Origin of the sequence: Nodularia chucula CCY0103 (assembly GCF_963923915.1) — a bacterium.
Classification (GTDB): Bacteria; Cyanobacteriota; Cyanobacteriia; order Cyanobacteriales; family Nostocaceae; genus Nodularia; species Nodularia chucula.
The window spans coordinates 1-18,257 of the sequence record NZ_CAWUOL010000057.1; the positions used below are offsets into that span (position 1 = coordinate 1).

General features: G+C 39.9%; 16 protein-coding genes. 8 read left to right on the forward strand and 8 right to left on the reverse strand.

Annotation, left to right across the window (positions count from 1 at the left end; translation table 11 throughout):
• The 3 genes from ACM0OP_RS15470 to cofG all read right to left on the reverse strand — a co-directional run.
• Positions 1–963 (reverse strand): tetratricopeptide repeat protein (locus tag ACM0OP_RS15470; protein WP_414529314.1); only part of this gene is annotated, 963 nt, incomplete at its 3' end.
• Positions 964–1,019: 56 nt separating this feature from the next.
• On the reverse strand, positions 1,020–2,351 hold the full coding sequence (locus tag ACM0OP_RS15475; RefSeq protein WP_414529315.1) for an ATP-binding protein: 1,332 nt from the start codon (positions 2,349–2,351) through the stop codon (positions 1,020–1,022).
• A gap of 102 nt (positions 2,352–2,453) precedes the next feature.
• Positions 2,454–3,434 carry a 7,8-didemethyl-8-hydroxy-5-deazariboflavin synthase subunit CofG gene (gene cofG / locus ACM0OP_RS15480; protein ID WP_414529316.1) on the reverse strand — a complete coding sequence of 327 codons (981 nt, stop codon included), beginning with the start codon at positions 3,432–3,434 and terminating at the stop codon, positions 2,454–2,456.
• A 207-nt stretch (positions 3,435–3,641) separates the two neighbouring features.
• Here cofG and psbA point away from each other — a divergent pair, with 207 nt between their 5' ends.
• On the forward strand, positions 3,642–4,724 hold the full coding sequence (gene psbA / locus ACM0OP_RS15485) for a photosystem II q(b) protein (protein ID WP_414529317.1): 1,083 nt from the start codon (positions 3,642–3,644) through the stop codon (positions 4,722–4,724).
• An 89-nt stretch (positions 4,725–4,813) separates the two neighbouring features.
• On the opposite strand, the gene ACM0OP_RS15490 is transcribed toward psbA, so the two are convergent.
• Entirely contained in the window at positions 4,814–6,538 is a 1,725-nt protein-coding gene (locus tag ACM0OP_RS15490) for an ABC transporter ATP-binding protein (RefSeq protein WP_414529318.1), read from the reverse strand.
• Between the two features lie 96 nt (positions 6,539–6,634).
• Between ACM0OP_RS15490 and ACM0OP_RS15495 the strand changes: the two genes are divergently transcribed.
• A complete protein-coding gene (locus ACM0OP_RS15495; RefSeq protein WP_414529319.1) occupies positions 6,635–7,600 on the forward strand; it encodes an ROK family protein in 966 nt (321 codons plus the stop codon).
• 17 nt (positions 7,601–7,617) lie between these two features.
• Here the strand turns inward: ACM0OP_RS15495 and ACM0OP_RS15500 are convergent, their stop codons facing one another.
• The 3 genes from ACM0OP_RS15500 to ACM0OP_RS15510 form a co-directional block, all read right to left on the reverse strand.
• Entirely contained in the window at positions 7,618–8,007 is a 390-nt protein-coding gene (locus ACM0OP_RS15500; RefSeq protein WP_414529320.1) for a toxin-antitoxin system TumE family protein, read from the reverse strand.
• Complete coding sequence (locus tag ACM0OP_RS15505) at positions 7,997–8,290, reverse strand: hypothetical protein (protein WP_414529321.1); 294 nt, start codon at positions 8,288–8,290, stop codon at positions 7,997–7,999. The genes ACM0OP_RS15500 and ACM0OP_RS15505 overlap by 11 nt, the downstream gene beginning before the upstream one ends.
• 168 nt (positions 8,291–8,458) lie before the next feature.
• Positions 8,459–9,397, reverse strand: coding sequence for a phosphoribulokinase (locus ACM0OP_RS15510; protein WP_414529344.1), 939 nt, complete (start codon positions 9,395–9,397; stop codon positions 8,459–8,461).
• Positions 9,398–9,802: 405 nt separating this feature from the next.
• Here ACM0OP_RS15510 and ACM0OP_RS15515 point away from each other — a divergent pair, with 405 nt between their 5' ends.
• The gene (locus ACM0OP_RS15515; protein ID WP_414529322.1) at positions 9,803–11,404 is read left to right on the forward strand and encodes a peptide ligase PGM1-related protein; all 1,602 of its coding nucleotides are present in this window, start codon (positions 9,803–9,805) and stop codon (positions 11,402–11,404) included.
• Between the two features lie 269 nt (positions 11,405–11,673).
• On the opposite strand, the gene ACM0OP_RS15520 is transcribed toward ACM0OP_RS15515, so the two are convergent.
• Positions 11,674–11,883 (reverse strand): plasmid partition protein ParG, encoded by a 210-nt coding sequence (locus tag ACM0OP_RS15520; protein ID WP_414529323.1) that lies wholly within the window; start codon positions 11,881–11,883, stop codon positions 11,674–11,676.
• Between the two features lie 462 nt (positions 11,884–12,345).
• On the opposite strand from ACM0OP_RS15520, the gene ACM0OP_RS15525 reads away from it, so the two are divergent.
• The 5 genes from ACM0OP_RS15525 (at position 12,346) to ACM0OP_RS15545 (ending at position 18,216) form a co-directional block, all read left to right on the forward strand.
• Positions 12,346–13,398: an aromatic ring-hydroxylating dioxygenase subunit alpha gene (locus ACM0OP_RS15525; protein ID WP_414529324.1), complete on the forward strand. Its 1,053-nt coding sequence runs from the start codon at positions 12,346–12,348 to the stop codon at positions 13,396–13,398.
• A 132-nt stretch (positions 13,399–13,530) separates the two neighbouring features.
• Positions 13,531–14,565 (forward strand): aromatic ring-hydroxylating dioxygenase subunit alpha, encoded by a 1,035-nt coding sequence (locus ACM0OP_RS15530; protein ID WP_414529325.1) that lies wholly within the window; start codon positions 13,531–13,533, stop codon positions 14,563–14,565.
• Positions 14,566–14,700: 135 nt separating this feature from the next.
• A complete protein-coding gene (gene hemF / locus ACM0OP_RS15535; protein ID WP_414529326.1) occupies positions 14,701–15,705 on the forward strand; it encodes an oxygen-dependent coproporphyrinogen oxidase in 1,005 nt (334 codons plus the stop codon).
• Between the two features lie 302 nt (positions 15,706–16,007).
• Positions 16,008–16,628, forward strand: coding sequence for a helix-turn-helix domain-containing protein (locus ACM0OP_RS15540; protein ID WP_414529327.1), 621 nt, complete (start codon positions 16,008–16,010; stop codon positions 16,626–16,628).
• Positions 16,629–16,809: 181 nt separating this feature from the next.
• Entirely contained in the window at positions 16,810–18,216 is a 1,407-nt protein-coding gene (locus tag ACM0OP_RS15545; protein WP_414529328.1) for an FAD-binding protein, read from the forward strand.
• Positions 18,217–18,257: the final 41 nt, after the last annotated feature.

Sequence of the window (18,257 nt, forward strand, 5' to 3'; positions counted from 1 at the left end):
GGCTTTGTCAAAAGATGAGATCGCTTCTTCATAGCGTTCTAAATTCCCTAGCGCAATCCCCCGGTTGTAACAAGCTTCGTGGTCATCAGGTTTAAATTCCAAAGCTTTGTCAAAGGATGCGATCGCTTGTTCATAGCGTCCTAAATTCCACAGCGCAATCCCTCGCTTATTCCAAGCGTCGTGGTTATCAGGTTTAAATTCCAGGGCTTTGTCATAAGATGCAAGTGCTTGTTTATAATCCTGTCCCGCAGACTGTAACCTTCCAAGCTTAATAAGTAAATCGTATTGACGCTTAGGTGTTTGATGCTCTTCTGCAATTAGTCCTTGAATTTCTAGAATTTGTTGATTTCTTTGTTCTGGAGTTAGGTGAAGTAGTTTTTCATAATCCTCTGCCAAAGAATAACGTAATGATTCTTGCTCTAAAATTTCTGGATCTATAGGAAATTCAAATAAACCAGAACGCCAGTCAAAGAAATCGGGAGCGCGTTGAATAAAATATTTAATAGCAAACTGAGGTAGCAAGAACACAAAACAAATCTTAAAATTATCTCTAAAGCGTTCTCGTTGTTGGTTGAGGTTAATTAAAATAGGCGGTACACCCTTCCAACTATATGAATAAATATTCGTACTATTCCATCCTGTGAGATTCTTGCATTCTTCGTATTTATATAAAGAATGCTCTAAGCCCGTAATAAATAAGATTTTGATTTGTTCTTTATTATCTAAGTTCTCAATTATTTCATATAAATTATTAACTGATTCCGTTAGCCTCAATACCCGGATATTTTTATTGACAATATCTCCTTTGATTTTAGTAATTATCTGCTCACCTTCTGCCGGAGAACAACGAACAAATAATAAGCCAAAGCCCTCTGTAAATTTTAAAGTGCGGACTAAGGCTTGATATTCTGCATCTCCTTCTGATGGTAAATCCTTATCCCAATCAGTCAGTTCTAGTGTCATAAACTTAGCCCATAAATGCTAAACATTAATGAGTAATATCAAAACTGTTACTCTTTTTATGAATGGTATAATTCATTAAAAGCATCTTGAAATTGTTGTATTCCTTTAATGAGGGGATGAATATCATACCAAACTTGGCTTTCTTCCTGTTTATCAAAATATCGATATTCCAAAATACAGCGATTAAATAATAACCCCCGATACAGTTCATCGTTTTCTATTTCTTTAGTATGATGCACTTTTGCCAGTGCCTTCCATTCATTAGCAAAAACTGTATTACGGTAAGTATTTCGTAACTCGCTAATTGAACGCTGTATGGCTCTAGTAGGAATGGGCAGCGTGTTAGTGTATTTCATAGCTTCCTTCATTAATAATAATAAATTTCGCACATGACCCCCACTCATCAAGCATATCGCCTCTAATGCCTGACGTTCCTCAAATATATCAACAATAGACTGATTAGGATCTATTAAACTCAAACGTTTTTGTAATAATTCGGTAACTTTATTCATCCCCCGTTCATATTGTTTATTTTCAGGAGTTTGTACCATAATCATCGGCAATACCTGAGTATTTCCATAGATATTGGTTAAATCGGCAGCACGGTTAGAATACAGTAAAGAAATTGGCACTGTATAGATCAAATGGCAATCTAAAGCTTGAAGTTGTTCGCTACGGTCTAGAAAAATCTGCTCATGATTGCTGCGTCCATCTTCTTGAGGTATGGGGACAATCCGATCTAGGTTGTCAGCAATTAATACCAGTTGAGAATAACCTTCGGGTAAGTTATTTTTAGCATCTCTAATAAATTGATTCAACGCCTCAATCAAAGTGATTGTATGGGGGTTGACTTTTTCTCTAATTTTTTGGCGTTGGCCAGGTTCAGCTTTTAAATTGGCGGTAATTTTGGCAAATTGGGAAATTTGCGCCTCTATACTTAAGCTATCTAAAGATACTTCAGTCAGTGCCAAATCCTTTAAATCTTGCCAACGGTCGTTTAACCAGTTCAATAAAATGTCTGGAGAAGCGTTATCTTTTAACGCCCTCAATAAGTGACGCGTACAAGCTAAAAGAATATCTGTATATTGGGCATCTTCTGGATCAATATCTTTTTCATCAGCAGCAAAATAGACAACAAAGCAACCGTTTTCATCTAAATATTTCTGAAGTCGCAACAATTCTGTTGATTTACCAGCACCTCGATGACCTGCATATAATTGAGATGTCATTCTGTCGGATAACAAAATTTCTCTCCCCACTTCTACCAAGATGTCACCATCTCCCCGCACTTCTGAACAATCGACATAAGCTGGATCTCCAGCAGGTAAGGGTTGAAATGGGTCAAAGGAGTTATATATCCGCTTTAATAGGTCAAAATCTTGGGTCATAAGTTGGTATTTAGCACTGTAGCGTCATATTAACTCAAATATGTGTATTAAAAGCTGCCAATGATGTTGGGTTTCTTGTCGTCAAGCCAACCTAGAATTTTTTTACAATTGTTGGGAATCTCTAATTTGATTTCGCCAGTGTTGCACAGCCGTTTGCAATTCCTCCGTCAACCAACTATCAAACTGGGGATAAATAGGCAAACGTGGTATTAACTCCCAACCCGCAGGTTGTAAAATTTCTCTCAAAGTCTGTTCCTGAATATGGGGATAATCAGGATTCACTTCATCTTTGGGGCTAATTCCGCCTAAATCTCTCGCCCCAGCTGCGATACAAGCCAGTAACCATCGGTCATCTTGAACTAAATTCGGCGGAATTTGAATTGTAATATCTGGCGGTAAAATTTGACGTGCTTTCGCAATGACTTCTGGTAGTTGATGGGGGTCAAAAGCTGCTGCATCAAATGTTTGCTGATTTCCTGGGCTGTGGGGTTGTAAGATGACTTCTTGAATGTGATGATAACGCTGATGTAAATCAGATATGGCGTTTAAAGTCTCCCACCAATCATCTTCTGTTTCCCCAATTCCTAAAAGTAAACCCGTGGTAAAGGGAATGTGCAACTTTCCCGCCCACGCTAATTGTTCTAATCTAATTTCTGGTAATTTACTCGGTGCGTGTCGATGCACTGTCTGTAACAATGCTGGGGTTAATTGTTCCAACATCAAACCCATCGAAACATTAACATTCTTTAGCTGTTGCATTTCCGCTAAAGTCAGTATTCCGGCATTAGTATGTGGTAAAAATCCCATTCCCAATGCTAATTCACATAAATCATAAATCCTTTGAAACCATTGCTGACGCTGGACTGAATTGGGATGTACTTCGCCACTGAGGATGAGGATTTCACAGACTTTTTGGTTTTGCAGTTGTAAAAAAATGCTTTCTGCTGCCGCTAAAGTCATCCAAGGGCTTTGACCTGGTGCGGTGCGAAAGTTGCAGTATGTACAGCGATTGAAGCACTCATAAGTTGGGACGATGGTATAAGCAGGGCTATAAGTAACGATGCCTGAATGCGAAATTACCATAGGACACTATATATAATGTGAATTTTCCCACTTTGTTACAAATACACAGATTTGATTTTCCTTGCAGGATAAGGGTTTTGCGGTTTTGCAAATAAAATGTAAACTTTTTCGTAAAAACTCTTTACAAATTGTAATAAATCCTTTAGTATGTAAACAACAGGTAAAAACACTTACCTGATTCATACAAACAACCGCAATTATAAAAACATGACTACAACCTTACAACAGCGCCAAAGCGCCAACGTATGGGAGCAATTCTGTAACTGGATTACCAGCACCAATAACCGTATATACGTCGGTTGGTTCGGTGTATTGATGATCCCCGCTCTCTTAGCTGCAACCACTTGTTTTATCGTCGCTTTCATCGCTGCACCTCCAGTAGATATCGATGGTATCCGCGAACCAGTTGCAGGTTCTCTACTCTACGGAAACAACATCATCTCCGGTGCAGTAGTTCCTTCCTCCAACGCTATTGGTTTACACTTCTACCCCATTTGGGAAGCTGCTTCCTTAGATGAGTGGTTGTACAACGGTGGTCCTTACCAACTAGTAATTTTCCACTTCTTAATTGGCGTATTCTGCTACTTAGGACGTGAGTGGGAATTATCTTACCGCTTAGGTATGCGTCCTTGGATCTGTTTAGCATTTTCCGCGCCTGTTGCAGCAGCTACCGCAGTATTCTTGGTTTACCCCATCGGTCAAGGTTCATTCTCTGATGGTATGCCTTTGGGTATCTCCGGAACATTCAACTTCATGATCGTGTTCCAAGCTGAACACAACATCTTGATGCACCCCTTCCATATGTTAGGTGTAGCTGGTGTCTTCGGTGGTTCTCTGTTCTCCGCAATGCACGGTTCTTTGGTAACATCTTCCTTAGTGCGTGAAACCACAGAAAACGAATCTCAAAACTACGGTTACAAGTTCGGACAAGAAGAAGAAACCTACAACATCGTAGCTGCACACGGTTACTTTGGTCGCTTAATCTTCCAATACGCTTCTTTTAACAACAGCCGTTCACTTCACTTCTTCCTAGCTGCATGGCCTGTAATCGGTATCTGGTTTACCGCCTTGGGTGTTAGCACAATGGCTTTCAACTTGAACGGTTTCAACTTCAACCAATCAGTAATCGATTCTCAAGGTCGCGTCATCGCTACCTGGGCTGATGTAATCAACCGCGCTAACTTGGGTATGGAAGTAATGCACGAGCGTAATGCTCATAACTTCCCCTTAGATTTGGCTGCTGCTGATGTTGCTCCTGTGGCTTTAACTGCACCTGCTATCAACGGTTAATCATTAAATTAAGCTGAATCGAAAGCGCCTCTCAGAAATGGGGGGCGTTTTTTTATTGTGAACGCAGATAAACGCAGATAAACGCAGATTTAACTAAATTGTTGGGCGTAATATCGGGCGTAGCGTTGTTGGAGTTCTAGTAGTTCTTGGTGGGTTCCTGATTCGACTATTTGCCCTTTTTCTATGACTAATATGCGATCGCATCGCCGGACTGTGCTTAAACGGTGAGCAATAATGAAGACTGTGCGGTTTTGCATCAATCTTTCTAAGGCTTCTTGTACTAATGTTTCTGATTCGGAATCTAAGGCTGATGTGGCTTCATCTAAGATCAAAATTTGCGGGTTGAGAAATACCGCACGGGCGATCGCAATTCTTTGGCGTTGTCCACCTGATAAGTTAACTCCTCTCTCGCCTACCCAAGTGTGATAACCTTCTGGTAATTGTGTGATAAATTGGTGAGCGTTAGCAATTTTGGCGGCTTCTGCTACGGCTTCCATGTCAAAAGTATTTTGTCCGAAAGCAATATTTTGAGCAATTGTTCCGGAAAACATCACGGTTTCTTGGGGAACAATCCCAATTTGTCGCCGCAAACTTTGCAGTTTCACATCCCGAATATCTACGCCGTCAATTAAAATTTGACCTGATTCTGGGTCATAAAAGCGGGGAAGCAAATTTACAAAGGTGGTTTTACCAGCACCGGAAGCACCAACTAAGGCGATCGCTTCTCCTGGTAATGCCAATAAACTGATATCTTGTAATACTGGTTCACCGGGTTTGTAGGCAAAGGACACATGACGATATTCTACTTTTCCTTTGACTGGCGGTAAGGCGATCGCATCTAGTTTTTCTAATACTGTGGGTTGCATCGCCATCAATTCAAAAACCCTGTCAACGGAAGCCTCACCTTGTTTAAACTCATTGTAATTATTAGTAGTATGACCAATGGGATCAATTAACAACGCCGCCGCCGCTAAGTAACTAAAAAAGTCTCCCACTGTTAAGTTGTTTTGGGAAATTTGCCATGCTCCCACTATCACTAAAGAAACCGCACTTAACGCTTCCAGAAAGCCCACTATCGGTATTTGAATTGCTTTTAGGCGTTCGGCGGAATATTTAGCTTTATAACTTTGTTCTGCCTCATTGCCAAAGCGAGCAATTTCATAACTTTCCGCCGCAAAAGCTTGGACTAAACGGATACCGCTAAATACTTCGGTGAGAATTGCGGATAACCCAGAAACACGATTTTGACTTTTCAAGGAATATTTGCGTAACCTTTCCCCAAACCAGCCAATTAAAACCCCCATAACTGGCGCAATAATCACTATAGCTAGTGTCAGTTGCCAATTCAGGTAAATCATGTAAATGGGTATGGCTATTAATTGCAAAAGACAGGGGATAAAATCGTGAAAGACTTTATTCACCACTTCCCCCACCCGGTCAATATCTTCCGTGAGACGATAAGATAAATCTCCGGCTTTGGCGGTTTCAAAATAACTCAGATCCAGTTTTTGCAGATGGGAGTAAACCCGCTTGCGGAGGTCAAAAGCTACCCTTAAAGCCACTTTCGCCATGTACATATCTTGTACGGACTGAAAAAAGCCCCGCACCAAAAATACAAAAACCAGGATTCCAGCTAATCGGGCGATCGCTAGTACATTACCTTCCCCAAAGGGAGTTGCCAATTGCCCTGCAAAATTAATTAACGTTAAAGTTGCCAGTACATAACCGATAATCCCAATAAATCCCTTGGTGATATTTTGCCAATGGGGTTGGAGATAGGGTGATAATTGCCAGTAATTAGAACGGGTTTTCAAGCTGTAACTTCCACAAAGATATCTTCTCTTGTTAGACGCTATCAGCTTTTGGGTAGTTTCAGCGTAGTTATCTACTTTTCTGGGGGAAAAAGATTTATGGCTTTAATTTTAGCGCTGGATTTTGGTGGAACGAAGTTAGCCGCAGCAGTAGTAAATTCTGGTGAGAGGGAATGGTTAGGTTATGAACGTCGCCTGTCGCCAAGCAATGGAAATGCTAGCACTGACTTGGACATCATGCGCGACCTGATTAATTCTTTACTCCCAGGAGAAAAACCTGCTGCAATTGGTGTCAGTTTTGGAGGGCCAGTAGATGCTGAAACTGGGACTGTGCGCCTATCTCATCATGTCACTGGTTGGGAAAATATTCCCCTCAAACAATTGCTAGAGGATGAGTTTAGCGTTCCTGTAACTGTGGATAATGATGCTAATGTAGCCGCTTTGGGTGAATATCGCTTTGGCGCTGGTGTGGGAAATCATAGCTTGTTTTATATCACTATTAGCACTGGTGTGGGTGGTGGTTGGATACTCAATGGCCAGCCTTGGCGGGGTGTGGGGGGAATGGCTGGTGAAATTGGCCATGTAGTTGTAGATCCTGCGGGGCCTGTGTGTTTGTGCGGGAAGCGGGGATGTGTGGAACGGTTGGCTTCGGGGCCTTATATGGCGCAGGATGTTAGGGAATTTTTGGAAAAGGAACCGCCAAGTCGCCAAGGGCGCAGAGGTGAGATTTTGCGGGGGTTGGTGGGTAATGATTTGGATTTGATTACGGGAAAGATTGTGAGTGATGCTGCGGCGCAAGGTGATGAGTTAGCGCAGGATGTTTTATTTAAGGGTGCTTGGGCTTTGGGTGTGGGTATTGGGAATGTGGCGAATTTGATTAACCCACAGTTGTTTATTTTGGGTGGGAGTGTGATTAAATCTGGGGATAATTGGTGGGATGTGGTGCGAAAGGTAGCGCGGGAAACGGCTTTACCGGAAGTTGATTTTGCAATTGTGTCGGCGGCTTTGGGTGATGATGCGCCGCTTTGGGGTGCTGTGGCTTTGGCGGAATCTGGTTTGGATTAGAGACTTTCACAGTGCGATTAGGCAGTCTCTAATGTTTTTTCAACCTCTTGAAGTACCTCAACTAAAAAAGGAGCATCTGATTTAATAACATTTTGCTCACTACCATTATGTTTATGATGGGGAAAAGTAGGAAGATTTAATTTTCGATGATGTTCGGTATTGTCATAGCGAAATATTAGATTATTATTTGCATTCATATATTGATAACTATACATTTTTCTATCTATCGTGATTTCAACGTAAACAAATTCTCGCAAATGCAGCAATGAATTATTTTTAAAGTTTATATTTCCTTTAATAAATCCTTCATATAATCCTCTTTTTTCATATTCAATGTTAAATAACTTCACTATTTTAAAAGATTCAATCAAAAACTGAATTGCCTGAAAATAGTCTTCAATTAACAAAATCAACTTCCTCTATGGCTTCTTTTGTCTGTTGTAGATGTGCCAACATTCGAGATTCTCCAATCCATTCATCAAAGTCAAAATTATGGGAAAATTCATCATTATTAAAGCGGCTAATAAATTCCACTGTCGATAATTGATACTTAGTTTCAAATTCCTGAAGGCGTTCTTCTGTCCTTTTAATTCCGGTGTTAACACTTTGTAATCTTTCGGACAAAGCACTTTGAATAATTCGTCTGAGGGAATCCGGATCTTTTGACCTAAGTTTGAGTTCAGCCATCATTTTTTCTGAGTTATTTTGCCGCCATAGGAGGAAGGTGGGTCGATTTTTAGTCTAGCAAAAATAAACTACTATTACTGTGATGGCCTACTCCTTCTGCTGTCAATCCATATTAGAGAAGGTGCTAAAAAAACTTATCTTTTAAGCCACTCCCGACTCCCCACTCCCTACTTATTGATACATTTGCGTTGCTTTCAACATATGGTAGGTAATAATTAACTGTGTCAGCGCTAAAGGATAACTTTGCAATGTTTCTCCAGTTGTGCCGGCAATTTTGCCCAATTCGGGGTTACTTTCACGATCGCACACATTGAGTAAGTAAGGCAAATCCTCACATAAAATATGTTCCAACTTATTCACCTGTTCCAAAGTCGCATGACCATCAACTTCCAACACATCCACAGGTTTACTCATATCTCTATCTAAACCCAGGCGAACTGCTGATTGAGAATTACCGTTAGTTAAATTCAAAATAGAAGTAAAATCAGGATGAGGGATTGTTGGTCGCAACACTAAACGCACGTTTAAATGTCCGTTGTTTTCCTCTTTTTCTTCATTGGCGGGATAAAAACTCACCACTATATCCGACCATTGACGCTGGGGACGAATAAAATTTTCTGAATCTGCTTCCCGCTTTTTGAGTTCTGCCAATACTTGTTCTTCAGTGTAGCCCCGTTTTTGAGTATCTCGCTTCACTTTCCACTGAGCGCGGAGTTCTTCCGGGGGTGCAAGATAAACTTTTATGTCGTAGGCTTCACGAGCTGCACGGGTAGAATAACCTAGCAAACCCTCTATTATAACAAATTTCTGCGGTTTGATGTATTTTGGAGCCTCAAATTTTCCCGTTGAGTGACTATACACAGGTTTGAGAATGGGCTGTCCTGTGCGGAGTAGGGATAGGTGCTGCTGCATGATATCTAAATGATTACAGTCAGGATGTAGGGCTGTAATCCCCATTTCTGCCCGTTGTTGACGATCATAACTGTGATAATCATCGGTACAGATGAGCGTCACATTTTCTGGACCCAGTACCTGAGCAATTCCTCTAGTCAGCGTTGTTTTACCTGCGGCGCTATCACCGACAATCCCTAAAATTATTGGACGAGCCATCATTCCCCTCCTGATACGGGCAATAAGTACAGTAATTCACTATTGAGATAATGTTTCTCATTTTAGAGGGGAATTGACAAACTAACTTACTGAAAAGTGACTACGCAACATCTCTCAACATAGCCTTTATTGATGTTTGCTTATTTACAAAGAGTAAATAATTGCTAAATATCGTGAAATATCTCAAATATAACCATTATCTTTTATTTCTTAATCAGGTTGGTATAGCTATAATAGTTAGGGATAAAAGCCATAAAAAACCAGATATCGAGCAGAAAATTGGCAAATATAGCACCTCTATTCTAACAGTATTCAAAGAAGTGTTTCATATTAGAAATATCTGACGCCCTTTAGTATATACCAGAGTAATAAAGCCGTATTGGGGATCAATACAAATTAGGGATTATGGTGATGCTGAATATTTCAGAAATAGACAAAATTGATAAGTTTCGCCATCTTCAGTTAACTTTATGCGATCGCTGGCCGACCCTTGAGCTATTTGACTATGGTGAGGCGGATATTTTAATTATTCCCTCCCTCAGCATCGACCAGCATGAACTGCATAAAATCGCAGGTTGTGAGCATTATGAAGAAAGATTATTATTCTCTTTAATGCGGTTGCGAAACCCCCGCACAAGGTTGATTTACGTCACATCGATGCCTTTACATCCTAGTGTGATTGATTATTATTTACAACTATTACCCGGAATACCCTTCTCCCATGCGCGTAATCGCTTGCTGTTACTTTCTGCCTACGACTCCTCCCTCAAACCCCTCACAGCTAAGATTTTAGAACGTCCTCGCCTGCTAGAGCGCATCCGCCAAGCATTGAGGCTAGAAAAATCATTTATGACTTGCTACAATTCCACATTTTTAGAAGCAGAATTATCTCTAAAATTGAACGTGCCATTGTATGCAGCTGCACCAAATTTACAGATTTGGGGGACAAAAAGTGGGAGTCGGCAAATCTTTAAAGAAAGTGGAGTACCCCTCCCCGATGGTAGCGAAAAAGTCTTAAATCAGGAAGATTTGGCAGAAGTTGCTGCTAGTTTATGGGAACGCCAACCCACATTACAAAGAATAGTAGTGAAACTGAATGAAGGTATTTCTGGTGAAGGAAACGCACTTTTAGATTTAAGACCAATCCAAGATTTAGCACCAGGTAAAGTTGCTCATAATCAAACAGTAGCAGCAATTAGCGATCGCCTCCCCACCATGCGCTTTCAATCCACACACGAGACATGGGGAAATTTTGGCCACCGCATTACAGAATTAGGTGCGATCGCCGAAGCCTTTGTCGAAGGGGAAATTAAACGCTCTCCCAGTGTCCAAGGGCGCATCACACCCACAGGTGAAGTAGAAATTGTCTCCACCCATGACCAAATTCTCGGCGGACCAGACGGACAAATTTATCTCGGCTGTCGATTTCCGGCAGACTCCAGCTACCGCTTGCAATTGCAACAATACGGTTTAGAAATCGGGAAAAAACTCTCCGAAAAAGGAGCATTTGAGAGATTTGGCGTAGATTTTATCGCCGTAGACCAAGGAAATGGAAATTGGGACATTCAAGCCATAGAAATTAACTTGCGTAAAGGTGGTACTACTCATCCTTTCATGACACTGAAATTGTTAACCAACGGACGCTACGACCTTTCGACTGGATTATTTTACAGTCAGCAAGGGCGACCTAAATACTATATAGCCACCGACAACCTGCAAAAAGACAGATATCGCGGATTATTACCCAACGATTTAATGGATATCATCGCCCATCACCGACTCCACTTTGATAGCGGCACAGAAACAGGTACAGTTTTTCATCTCATGGGTTGTCTCTCCCAGTTTGGCAAATTAGGATTAACTAGCATTGGTGATTCCCCACAACAAGCCGAAGACATTTACAACAAAGTAGTCAAAGTATTAGACCAAGAAACCCGCAGCGAAAACCCTGACTTACCTTTATTTTCCGATTACACCTTCCCTATGGCTTGGGATGGATATAGTTAGGGACTGGGGACTGGGGAAAAAATTCCTCATCCCCAAAAACCCAACCTCAATAAAATTTTTTCAATTTAATCGATAATCCGTGAACCTGTGGCTAGATAAAGGATACAAGCATATTTGTTACCCAATTATCCCCTAATAAATGAGCAGGTAATTCCAGGTTGGCAAAAGATCCCACAGACTTGCTTTCACAACTACCTACCCCAGTAGAACTACACAGCCAAACCACAACCAGAATTAAAGTTACCGGTTATTTCATCAACCTTCTAGAATCATGCTGACTTATCACTCTTTTTATCTGCATGGGAAGGTGTGATTTTCTGCGAATTTGGCAGTTCCATATCATTTTTCGTTAACCAATCTTCAATAAGTTCAGCCGAAACATCAGACATATTCAATCCTCTAAAAAAGCAAACGGTTTTAAACCTGTCTTTGATTTCAGGAGGCAGGTAAACCCGAATCGAAGCTTCTCCTTGTGCCACACTATACTCCAACTAATAAACTTATTCACTAGTTTATTGGTGTAATGGTTCATCGGGGGAAATTATACATTAGTTGACTAATGCACCAGTGCATTGGTATAGTATCACCTATGCCCCAGGAAAGAGAAGTAACTCTATCCAGAGGATGACACAAAACAAAGGCAACGGAAGCCAGAAAGTGTCAACACGACTAAACCCATAGTTTAAAGACCAATTGCCGCTAAATTTATTTAAATTTGGCTTATTTACCCTGTAATAAATACCTTTAACCACAACACAACTAGATAATGATTCTTCTTGAAAACACAAAAAACACCCAAAAAAAATTTTTTGTCCGCTAAACCACTGACGAGAAACCAAAAAAATCGGTGACATTCTGCACTATCTACAGAAACACCGTATTTTCAACCCAAATTTAGTATCAAAAACACTCTAATCAACAATTGATTCCGGAGCTTAGAAATGCTAAAAAACTTCTGGTACGCCTGTGAATTTAGTTCAGCCATTACTCACAAACCTCAGCAAATTGTGATGTTAAATCAGAGATTTGTTCTCTATCGCAATTCTCAAGGCCAAATAGTTGCATTAAAAGACCAGTGTTCCCATCGGGGCGCAGCATTATCTCTAGGCTGGTTAGAAAACAATTGTATTCGTTGTCCCTATCATGGATGGAAATTTCAAGCTGATGGCAAATGTCTAGAAATTCCCGCTAATGAAACAGGAACACCCATTCCTAAAAAAGCTAATATAAACAGCTACCCAGTCCAAGAAAAATATGGTTTTGTTTGGCTATTTTATGGAGATTTAGCAGCAGCAGAACGTCCACAAATCCCTCCTTTAGCAGAGTTTAACAACCCCAATTTACATCGTTCATTTTTAACTTCTCCAGTCAATACACACTATACTAGAGTCGTAGAAAATGCTCTAGATGTATCCCATGTACCTATAGTACACGCTAATTCCTTTGGAGCCGGGTTTGGTAAAGATTCCAGGTTTCAAATTTACGATATTCAAAATGAAGCCGGAGGAATTAGTGCTAAAAGTAAATACAAGAATTACACTAAACCCAAAGGTTTATTTAAGCTGTTTTTTAAAGAAAAAAGTACAGATATAAATTCCAAAATAACCTTCTACTTGCCCAACATTACTAAACTGGAAACTAGCTCCGATAGCATCAAAATCGTTAATTTTGCTATTCATATTCCTGTTGATGAACATACAACTCTCAGTAAGCGAATTATTTTCCGAAGTTTCTTACCCTACTCTTTCTTAGATAGTATATTCTTAAAATACTATAGTAAAATTAATGGGGAAGACAGCACTGTTAGCGAGTCACAATATCCCAAAGTTATACCTGATAATTTATCAACAGAAGTTCATGTCTCTGCTGATGCTTTTACTCTGCAATATCGCCAACTTCGTCAGAAATATTTAGATATGGGCTGGGGATTACAGCCTAATAAGGTTACATCAGATAACTCGCCGCAAATTTCCCTACAACATTCTTACACCTGATTAATTAAATAAGGTTACATCTGAAAATAGACAATTTGTGATTCAGAATTGATGGTCATCAAGTAAATTTGGCACGATGAAGTTGATAGAAAATTCCTCCGACAAGTTATCTAAAAAAGATCAGAGACAAATATGTTAAAAAACTTTTGGTATGCTTGTGAATTTAGCTCATCAATTACCAATAAGCCGAAGCAAGTTTTGATGTTCAATCAGAAATTTGTACTTTATCGCAACTCTCAAGGAAAAATCGTCGCTTTAAATGACCAGTGTCCCCATCGCGGTGCAGCTTTTTCCCTCGGTGAAATTGAAAAAGACTGTCTACGTTGTCCCTATCATGGCTGGAAATTTCAAGCTGATGGAGAATGTATAGAAATTCCTTCTAATCCACCGGGTACACCTATTCCGAAAAAAGCTCATGTACCTACTTATCCAGTTGAGGAAAAATATGGTTTCATTTGGCTATTTTATGGAGATTTACCAGCAGAAGAACGTCCTCCTTTACCGAGCTTTCCCGAATACATGGTCTCCACCATGCGCCCGGTATATGATGATAGTATAGATAATGCTAACTATGCTCGTCTCATGGAAGCAAATCTTGATTTCACCCATGTCATTGCAGTACATAAGAAATCATTTGGTCAAAGAATCCCCATCAATAAACCTATTACTTATCAAGTGGATAAATATGATTGGGGTGCAGTTGCTCAAGTCAATTATGAATCTTTAGGTAACTCCAAAAGTATTTTGAACTTCTTACTAGGTGGAAGACCAGAACTGAAAACCAAACTAACTTTATATCTCCCTAATGTTACCCTTGCAGAAATTAATGTCGGTCGGGGGGGAAGATTTGATATCAAGTTTGGGATTTTAGTTGCTCACCTACCTATTGATGAGAATACCACCCGTGTAAAACGGGTTTTATATCGGAATATTTTACCTGTACCTTGGTTAGATGGATTTTTTAGAAAGATTGACCACAAATTAGCCCAAGAAGACACCGTGGTAGTTTCTACTTTAAACTCTCAAACTATGCCAAAAATATCTGAAGAAATTCATGTAGCGGCTGATGCTTTGGATATTACTTTCCGTCAGTTTCTCCAAAAATCTCAGGTAGATTATTTTCCATCTAGCCATGAGAAAGATAAACAGTCAATTGATATGAATTAATATTCTGGCCTGAATAAAATAAACAACCCAAATTGCTCAAACTCCAAAACTCTTAACTCTCAATCTCTGCGACTCTGCGACTCTGCGTGATAGCAATCTCATCGAAATAGCATAAACCTAAGTGGGGAGATAAATATGACTTTTGTCCTAGAGAAATCCGTGACACAACAAATCAGTATGCGCGGAGTAATTGACAAGTTTTTCAGAAAAATGTTTGATAATACTTGCCAAAGCCTGGAAACTTTAGATGGTAAGCAGTTTTCTGAACAGTCTTGGAATCGGAATCACAACGGAATATGGACAGTTGGTAAAAGTAGTGAGGATGCTATATATATTGACCGTGTTCTGCACAATGGGAATGTTTTAGAAAAGGTCGGAGTTAACTATGTTGCAATAGAAGGTGAGTTACCTCCGGGAATGTCTTTTGAGAAATCAGGCGCTTTGGCTACAGATGTAGCAGATAAAATTAATATGAGCAAAGCTAACCGCTATTTCGCTACAGGTTCTAGCTTTGTCATCCATCCCTATAATCCAATGGCTCCCACGGCTCATGCTAACTACCGCTATTTCGAGATTCGTAATGGTGAGCAACCTATTTATTGGTGGCTTGGGGGTGGTGCTGATTTAACACCAGCATATCTGTTTGAAGAAGATGCAGTTCATTTTCATCAGGTGCATAAAGATGTTTGTGATCAGTACGATGCTGCTTATTATCACCGTTTTAAAAAGTCCTGTGATCAATATTTCCATATACCGCATCGAGATGAACATCGGGGGATTGGGGGCATTTTCTTTGACCATTTAAATAATGATAATCCGGAAAAGTTGCTGTCATTAGTGACTAGTTGCGCTGATGCTTTTATGCCTGCTTATATGCCGATTTTAGAAAGGCGTAAAGATATGTCTTTTAGTAAGGAAAATAAGTATTGGCAACATCTGGTACGTGGGCGGTATGTAGAGTTTATTTTATCGTGCGATCGCGGTATGCGTTTTGGTTTAGCTAGCGGTATGGTGAAGCAACAAAGTGTATTTAATTGTATGCCTCCTGCTGCTAGTTGGGAATATGATGATCAACCTCTTCCCGGTAGTAAAGAAGCGATGTTAAAAGAAGTATTGAAAACTCCCCGTGAGTGGCTATGAATTTCTGTTGATTGCAACTGATAAACGCTTCAATCAAAGTGACGCTACCATGAGAAAAACCAAATTATTCAGCATCAGACAATCAATACCTAAAGCTCTATTAAATGACCACTTTCAGCCCAAAATACAGCCCCTACAGGTAATGCATAAAAACCAACAAGATACATATATTACGAATGAGCTAGAAATAGATATTGCATTATCCTGTCTTAATGCTTGTAAGTATGTCCTAGTTTGGATCATTGGACTTTGCTTATATTCAAGTATGTAAAGGGGAGTATATCAGAGTGGAAAATATGAGCATGGAAAAGGAATTAGTTACAGGTAAACTTCGCATGGAAGATATCATCAATTTAGATGAATCTAAAGCGATGAATTTGTTCCAGAAAAGGTTGCAAAAATACAAAAATCTCACAGCAGAAATGGGAGATGCAGCCGCTTTTGAACAGATGATGGAAAAATATCCTGAACAACAAAAGGCTTTGATGGGTACTTTTATTGATCACAATACTCTTGCTGAAGGTTTTACTCAAGCTGCGCCTTTATTAGGTTTAATGGGCTTTGTAATGGATGTTGTAGATGTTTCTGAAAATGGCACAGATGCAGCTTTGGAAATTCAAAGAGTTTGCCCAGTTTTAGCTATTGCGAAAGAGTACGGTGTTGATAATCCCTGTCGTGTTTTTTGTGAAATGGAACAGGAGGCGACAAGAAGGGCTTTTCCGGGAATTAAGGCGGCGATTTTGAGTAAGCAAGCTGAGGGTGATTGTGTTTGTGTATTTAAGTATGAAAGAAATGCGAGTGATTTGTTGGTAGGTAAGAGGGATAATCAAAATACTTTTTCTCGTGTGTTTTCTTTCGTGGGGTTAATTCCTAGTTTATTTAAGATTGGCTTTAAGATGCTGAAAATGCGGGTGTTTAATTAATTTTGGAGATGCGAACCGCCAAGACGCAAAGAACGCCAAGGGAAGAGGGTATAAGAGGGTTTTTCACTGGGGGTGGTTATCACTTCTTCACTCACAATTTTAAAATGTCTATTCTTTATTCCTCTGTGTACTCTGCGTCTCTGTGGTTAGATTAAAGTCTTAATTACAATAAAAAGAAAACATGAACAACTTTATCACTGATTTAAAAAGGATTATTTCTGGGGAAGTTAGTAACACAGAATCAGATTTAGCAGCAGTTTCTCACGATTTTGGGAATATTGTGAAAAAACAGCCCCAAGTTGTGATTCGTCCTCACAATTCTACTGATGTGGCTGAAGCAATTAAGTATGCTAATCAACAAGGTTTAACAATTTCTTCACGGGCGGCGGGACATTCTTTAAGTGGTCAATCTTTGAATGAAGGGGGAATCCTTTTAGATATGAGGAATCTCAACCAAATTCATGAGTTTTGCCCTGATGAACTTTGGTTTCTAGCCGATGCTGGTGTGTGTTGGAAGCAAGTTGTTGATACTGCTATTCCTTGTGGTGTAATTCCTCCTGTTCTGACTAATAATTTTGAAGTTACTTTGGGGGGAACTCTTTCTGCTGCTGGTTTGGGTTTGAGTTCTTTTCGTTACGGTTCTCAAGCTGATAATTGTTTGGGTTTGGAAGTGGTGACTGGTACTGGAGATATTGTTTGGTGTACTCCAGAAGAAAATAGCGAACTTTTCTATCATGTGCTTTGTGGTTATGGTCAGTTTGGTATCATCACTAAGGTGAAAAATCGCCTGCGAAAATATCGCCCTTACACTCGCAGTTATTTTCTTTCCTATGACGATTTAGATCATCTTTTGCATGATGCACGAGGTCTGGTTTCACAAGGTGGGATAGATGGTTTAGTATCTTTGTTTTCACCTTGTTTACAAGGAATGAGTAGGAAATATCATCAGATGAAACCTTTGGTTCAATGGTTTTATCGAATGCAGGTTACTCTGGAGTTTGATGATGTGAATGAGATAAATGATGCTGAATTTTTGGCTGATTTAAATTTTTATCGTCATGTTCACACTGAGGATTTGATGTTTGAGAAGTTTATTCAACCATTGGGTCAAGTTCCTCATCCTGTAAATACTGCTAATACTTGGATCGATATCCTTTTACCAGGGTCTAGGGCTAAGGAATTTATTGATATTGCTCTGGAACGCATACCTAATTTCCTGGATTTTCGCACTTTACCTGTGGGTTCTTTTTGTCTCAGTTCTCGTAATCATAAGTTACCTATGTTTCCTTTACCAGATGATGAGTTTATTGTCGGTTTGGGGCTGTATCCGACTATTCCGAAAACTCAGGTGGAGGCTGTATTAAAGCAGTTAAATTTGTTGACTGATTTGGGTTTTCAAATGGGGGCTAAAAGATATCTGGCGACTTGGGCGGATTTTGATTTACTTAGGTGGCGATCGCAATTTGGGAGTTATTGGTATAAGGTCAATGATTTGAAAAGAAAATATGACCCTGCTGGGATTCTGAATCCTGGTTTCTTTAAATATGAACAGGTTGTAGAAATAGGGGCGACGAAGTATACAAATTAATGAAAACCCCACCCCTAGCCCCTCCCCGCAAGCGAGGAGGG

Coding starts and splice junctions, on each gene's coding strand:
- ACM0OP_RS15525 (WP_414529324.1), top strand. CDS start 12,346: ATGCTAAAAAACTTCTGGTACGCCTGTGAATTTAGTTCAGCCATTACT.
- ACM0OP_RS15495 (WP_414529319.1), top strand. CDS start 6,635: ATGGCTTTAATTTTAGCGCTGGATTTTGGTGGAACGAAGTTAGCCGCA.
- ACM0OP_RS15530 (WP_414529325.1), top strand. CDS start 13,531: ATGTTAAAAAACTTTTGGTATGCTTGTGAATTTAGCTCATCAATTACC.
- cofG (WP_414529316.1), bottom strand. CDS start 3,434: ATGGTAATTTCGCATTCAGGCATCGTTACTTATAGCCCTGCTTATACC.
- ACM0OP_RS15505 (WP_414529321.1), bottom strand. CDS start 8,290: ATGATGGCTGAACTCAAACTTAGGTCAAAAGATCCGGATTCCCTCAGA.
- ACM0OP_RS15540 (WP_414529327.1), top strand. CDS start 16,008: ATGGAAAAGGAATTAGTTACAGGTAAACTTCGCATGGAAGATATCATC.
- hemF (WP_414529326.1), top strand. CDS start 14,701: ATGACTTTTGTCCTAGAGAAATCCGTGACACAACAAATCAGTATGCGC.
- psbA (WP_414529317.1), top strand. CDS start 3,642: ATGACTACAACCTTACAACAGCGCCAAAGCGCCAACGTATGGGAGCAA.
- ACM0OP_RS15510 (WP_414529344.1), bottom strand. CDS start 9,397: ATGGCTCGTCCAATAATTTTAGGGATTGTCGGTGATAGCGCCGCAGGT.
- ACM0OP_RS15515 (WP_414529322.1), top strand. CDS start 9,803: ATGGTGATGCTGAATATTTCAGAAATAGACAAAATTGATAAGTTTCGC.
- ACM0OP_RS15475 (WP_414529315.1), bottom strand. CDS start 2,351: ATGACCCAAGATTTTGACCTATTAAAGCGGATATATAACTCCTTTGAC.
- ACM0OP_RS15545 (WP_414529328.1), top strand. CDS start 16,810: ATGAACAACTTTATCACTGATTTAAAAAGGATTATTTCTGGGGAAGTT.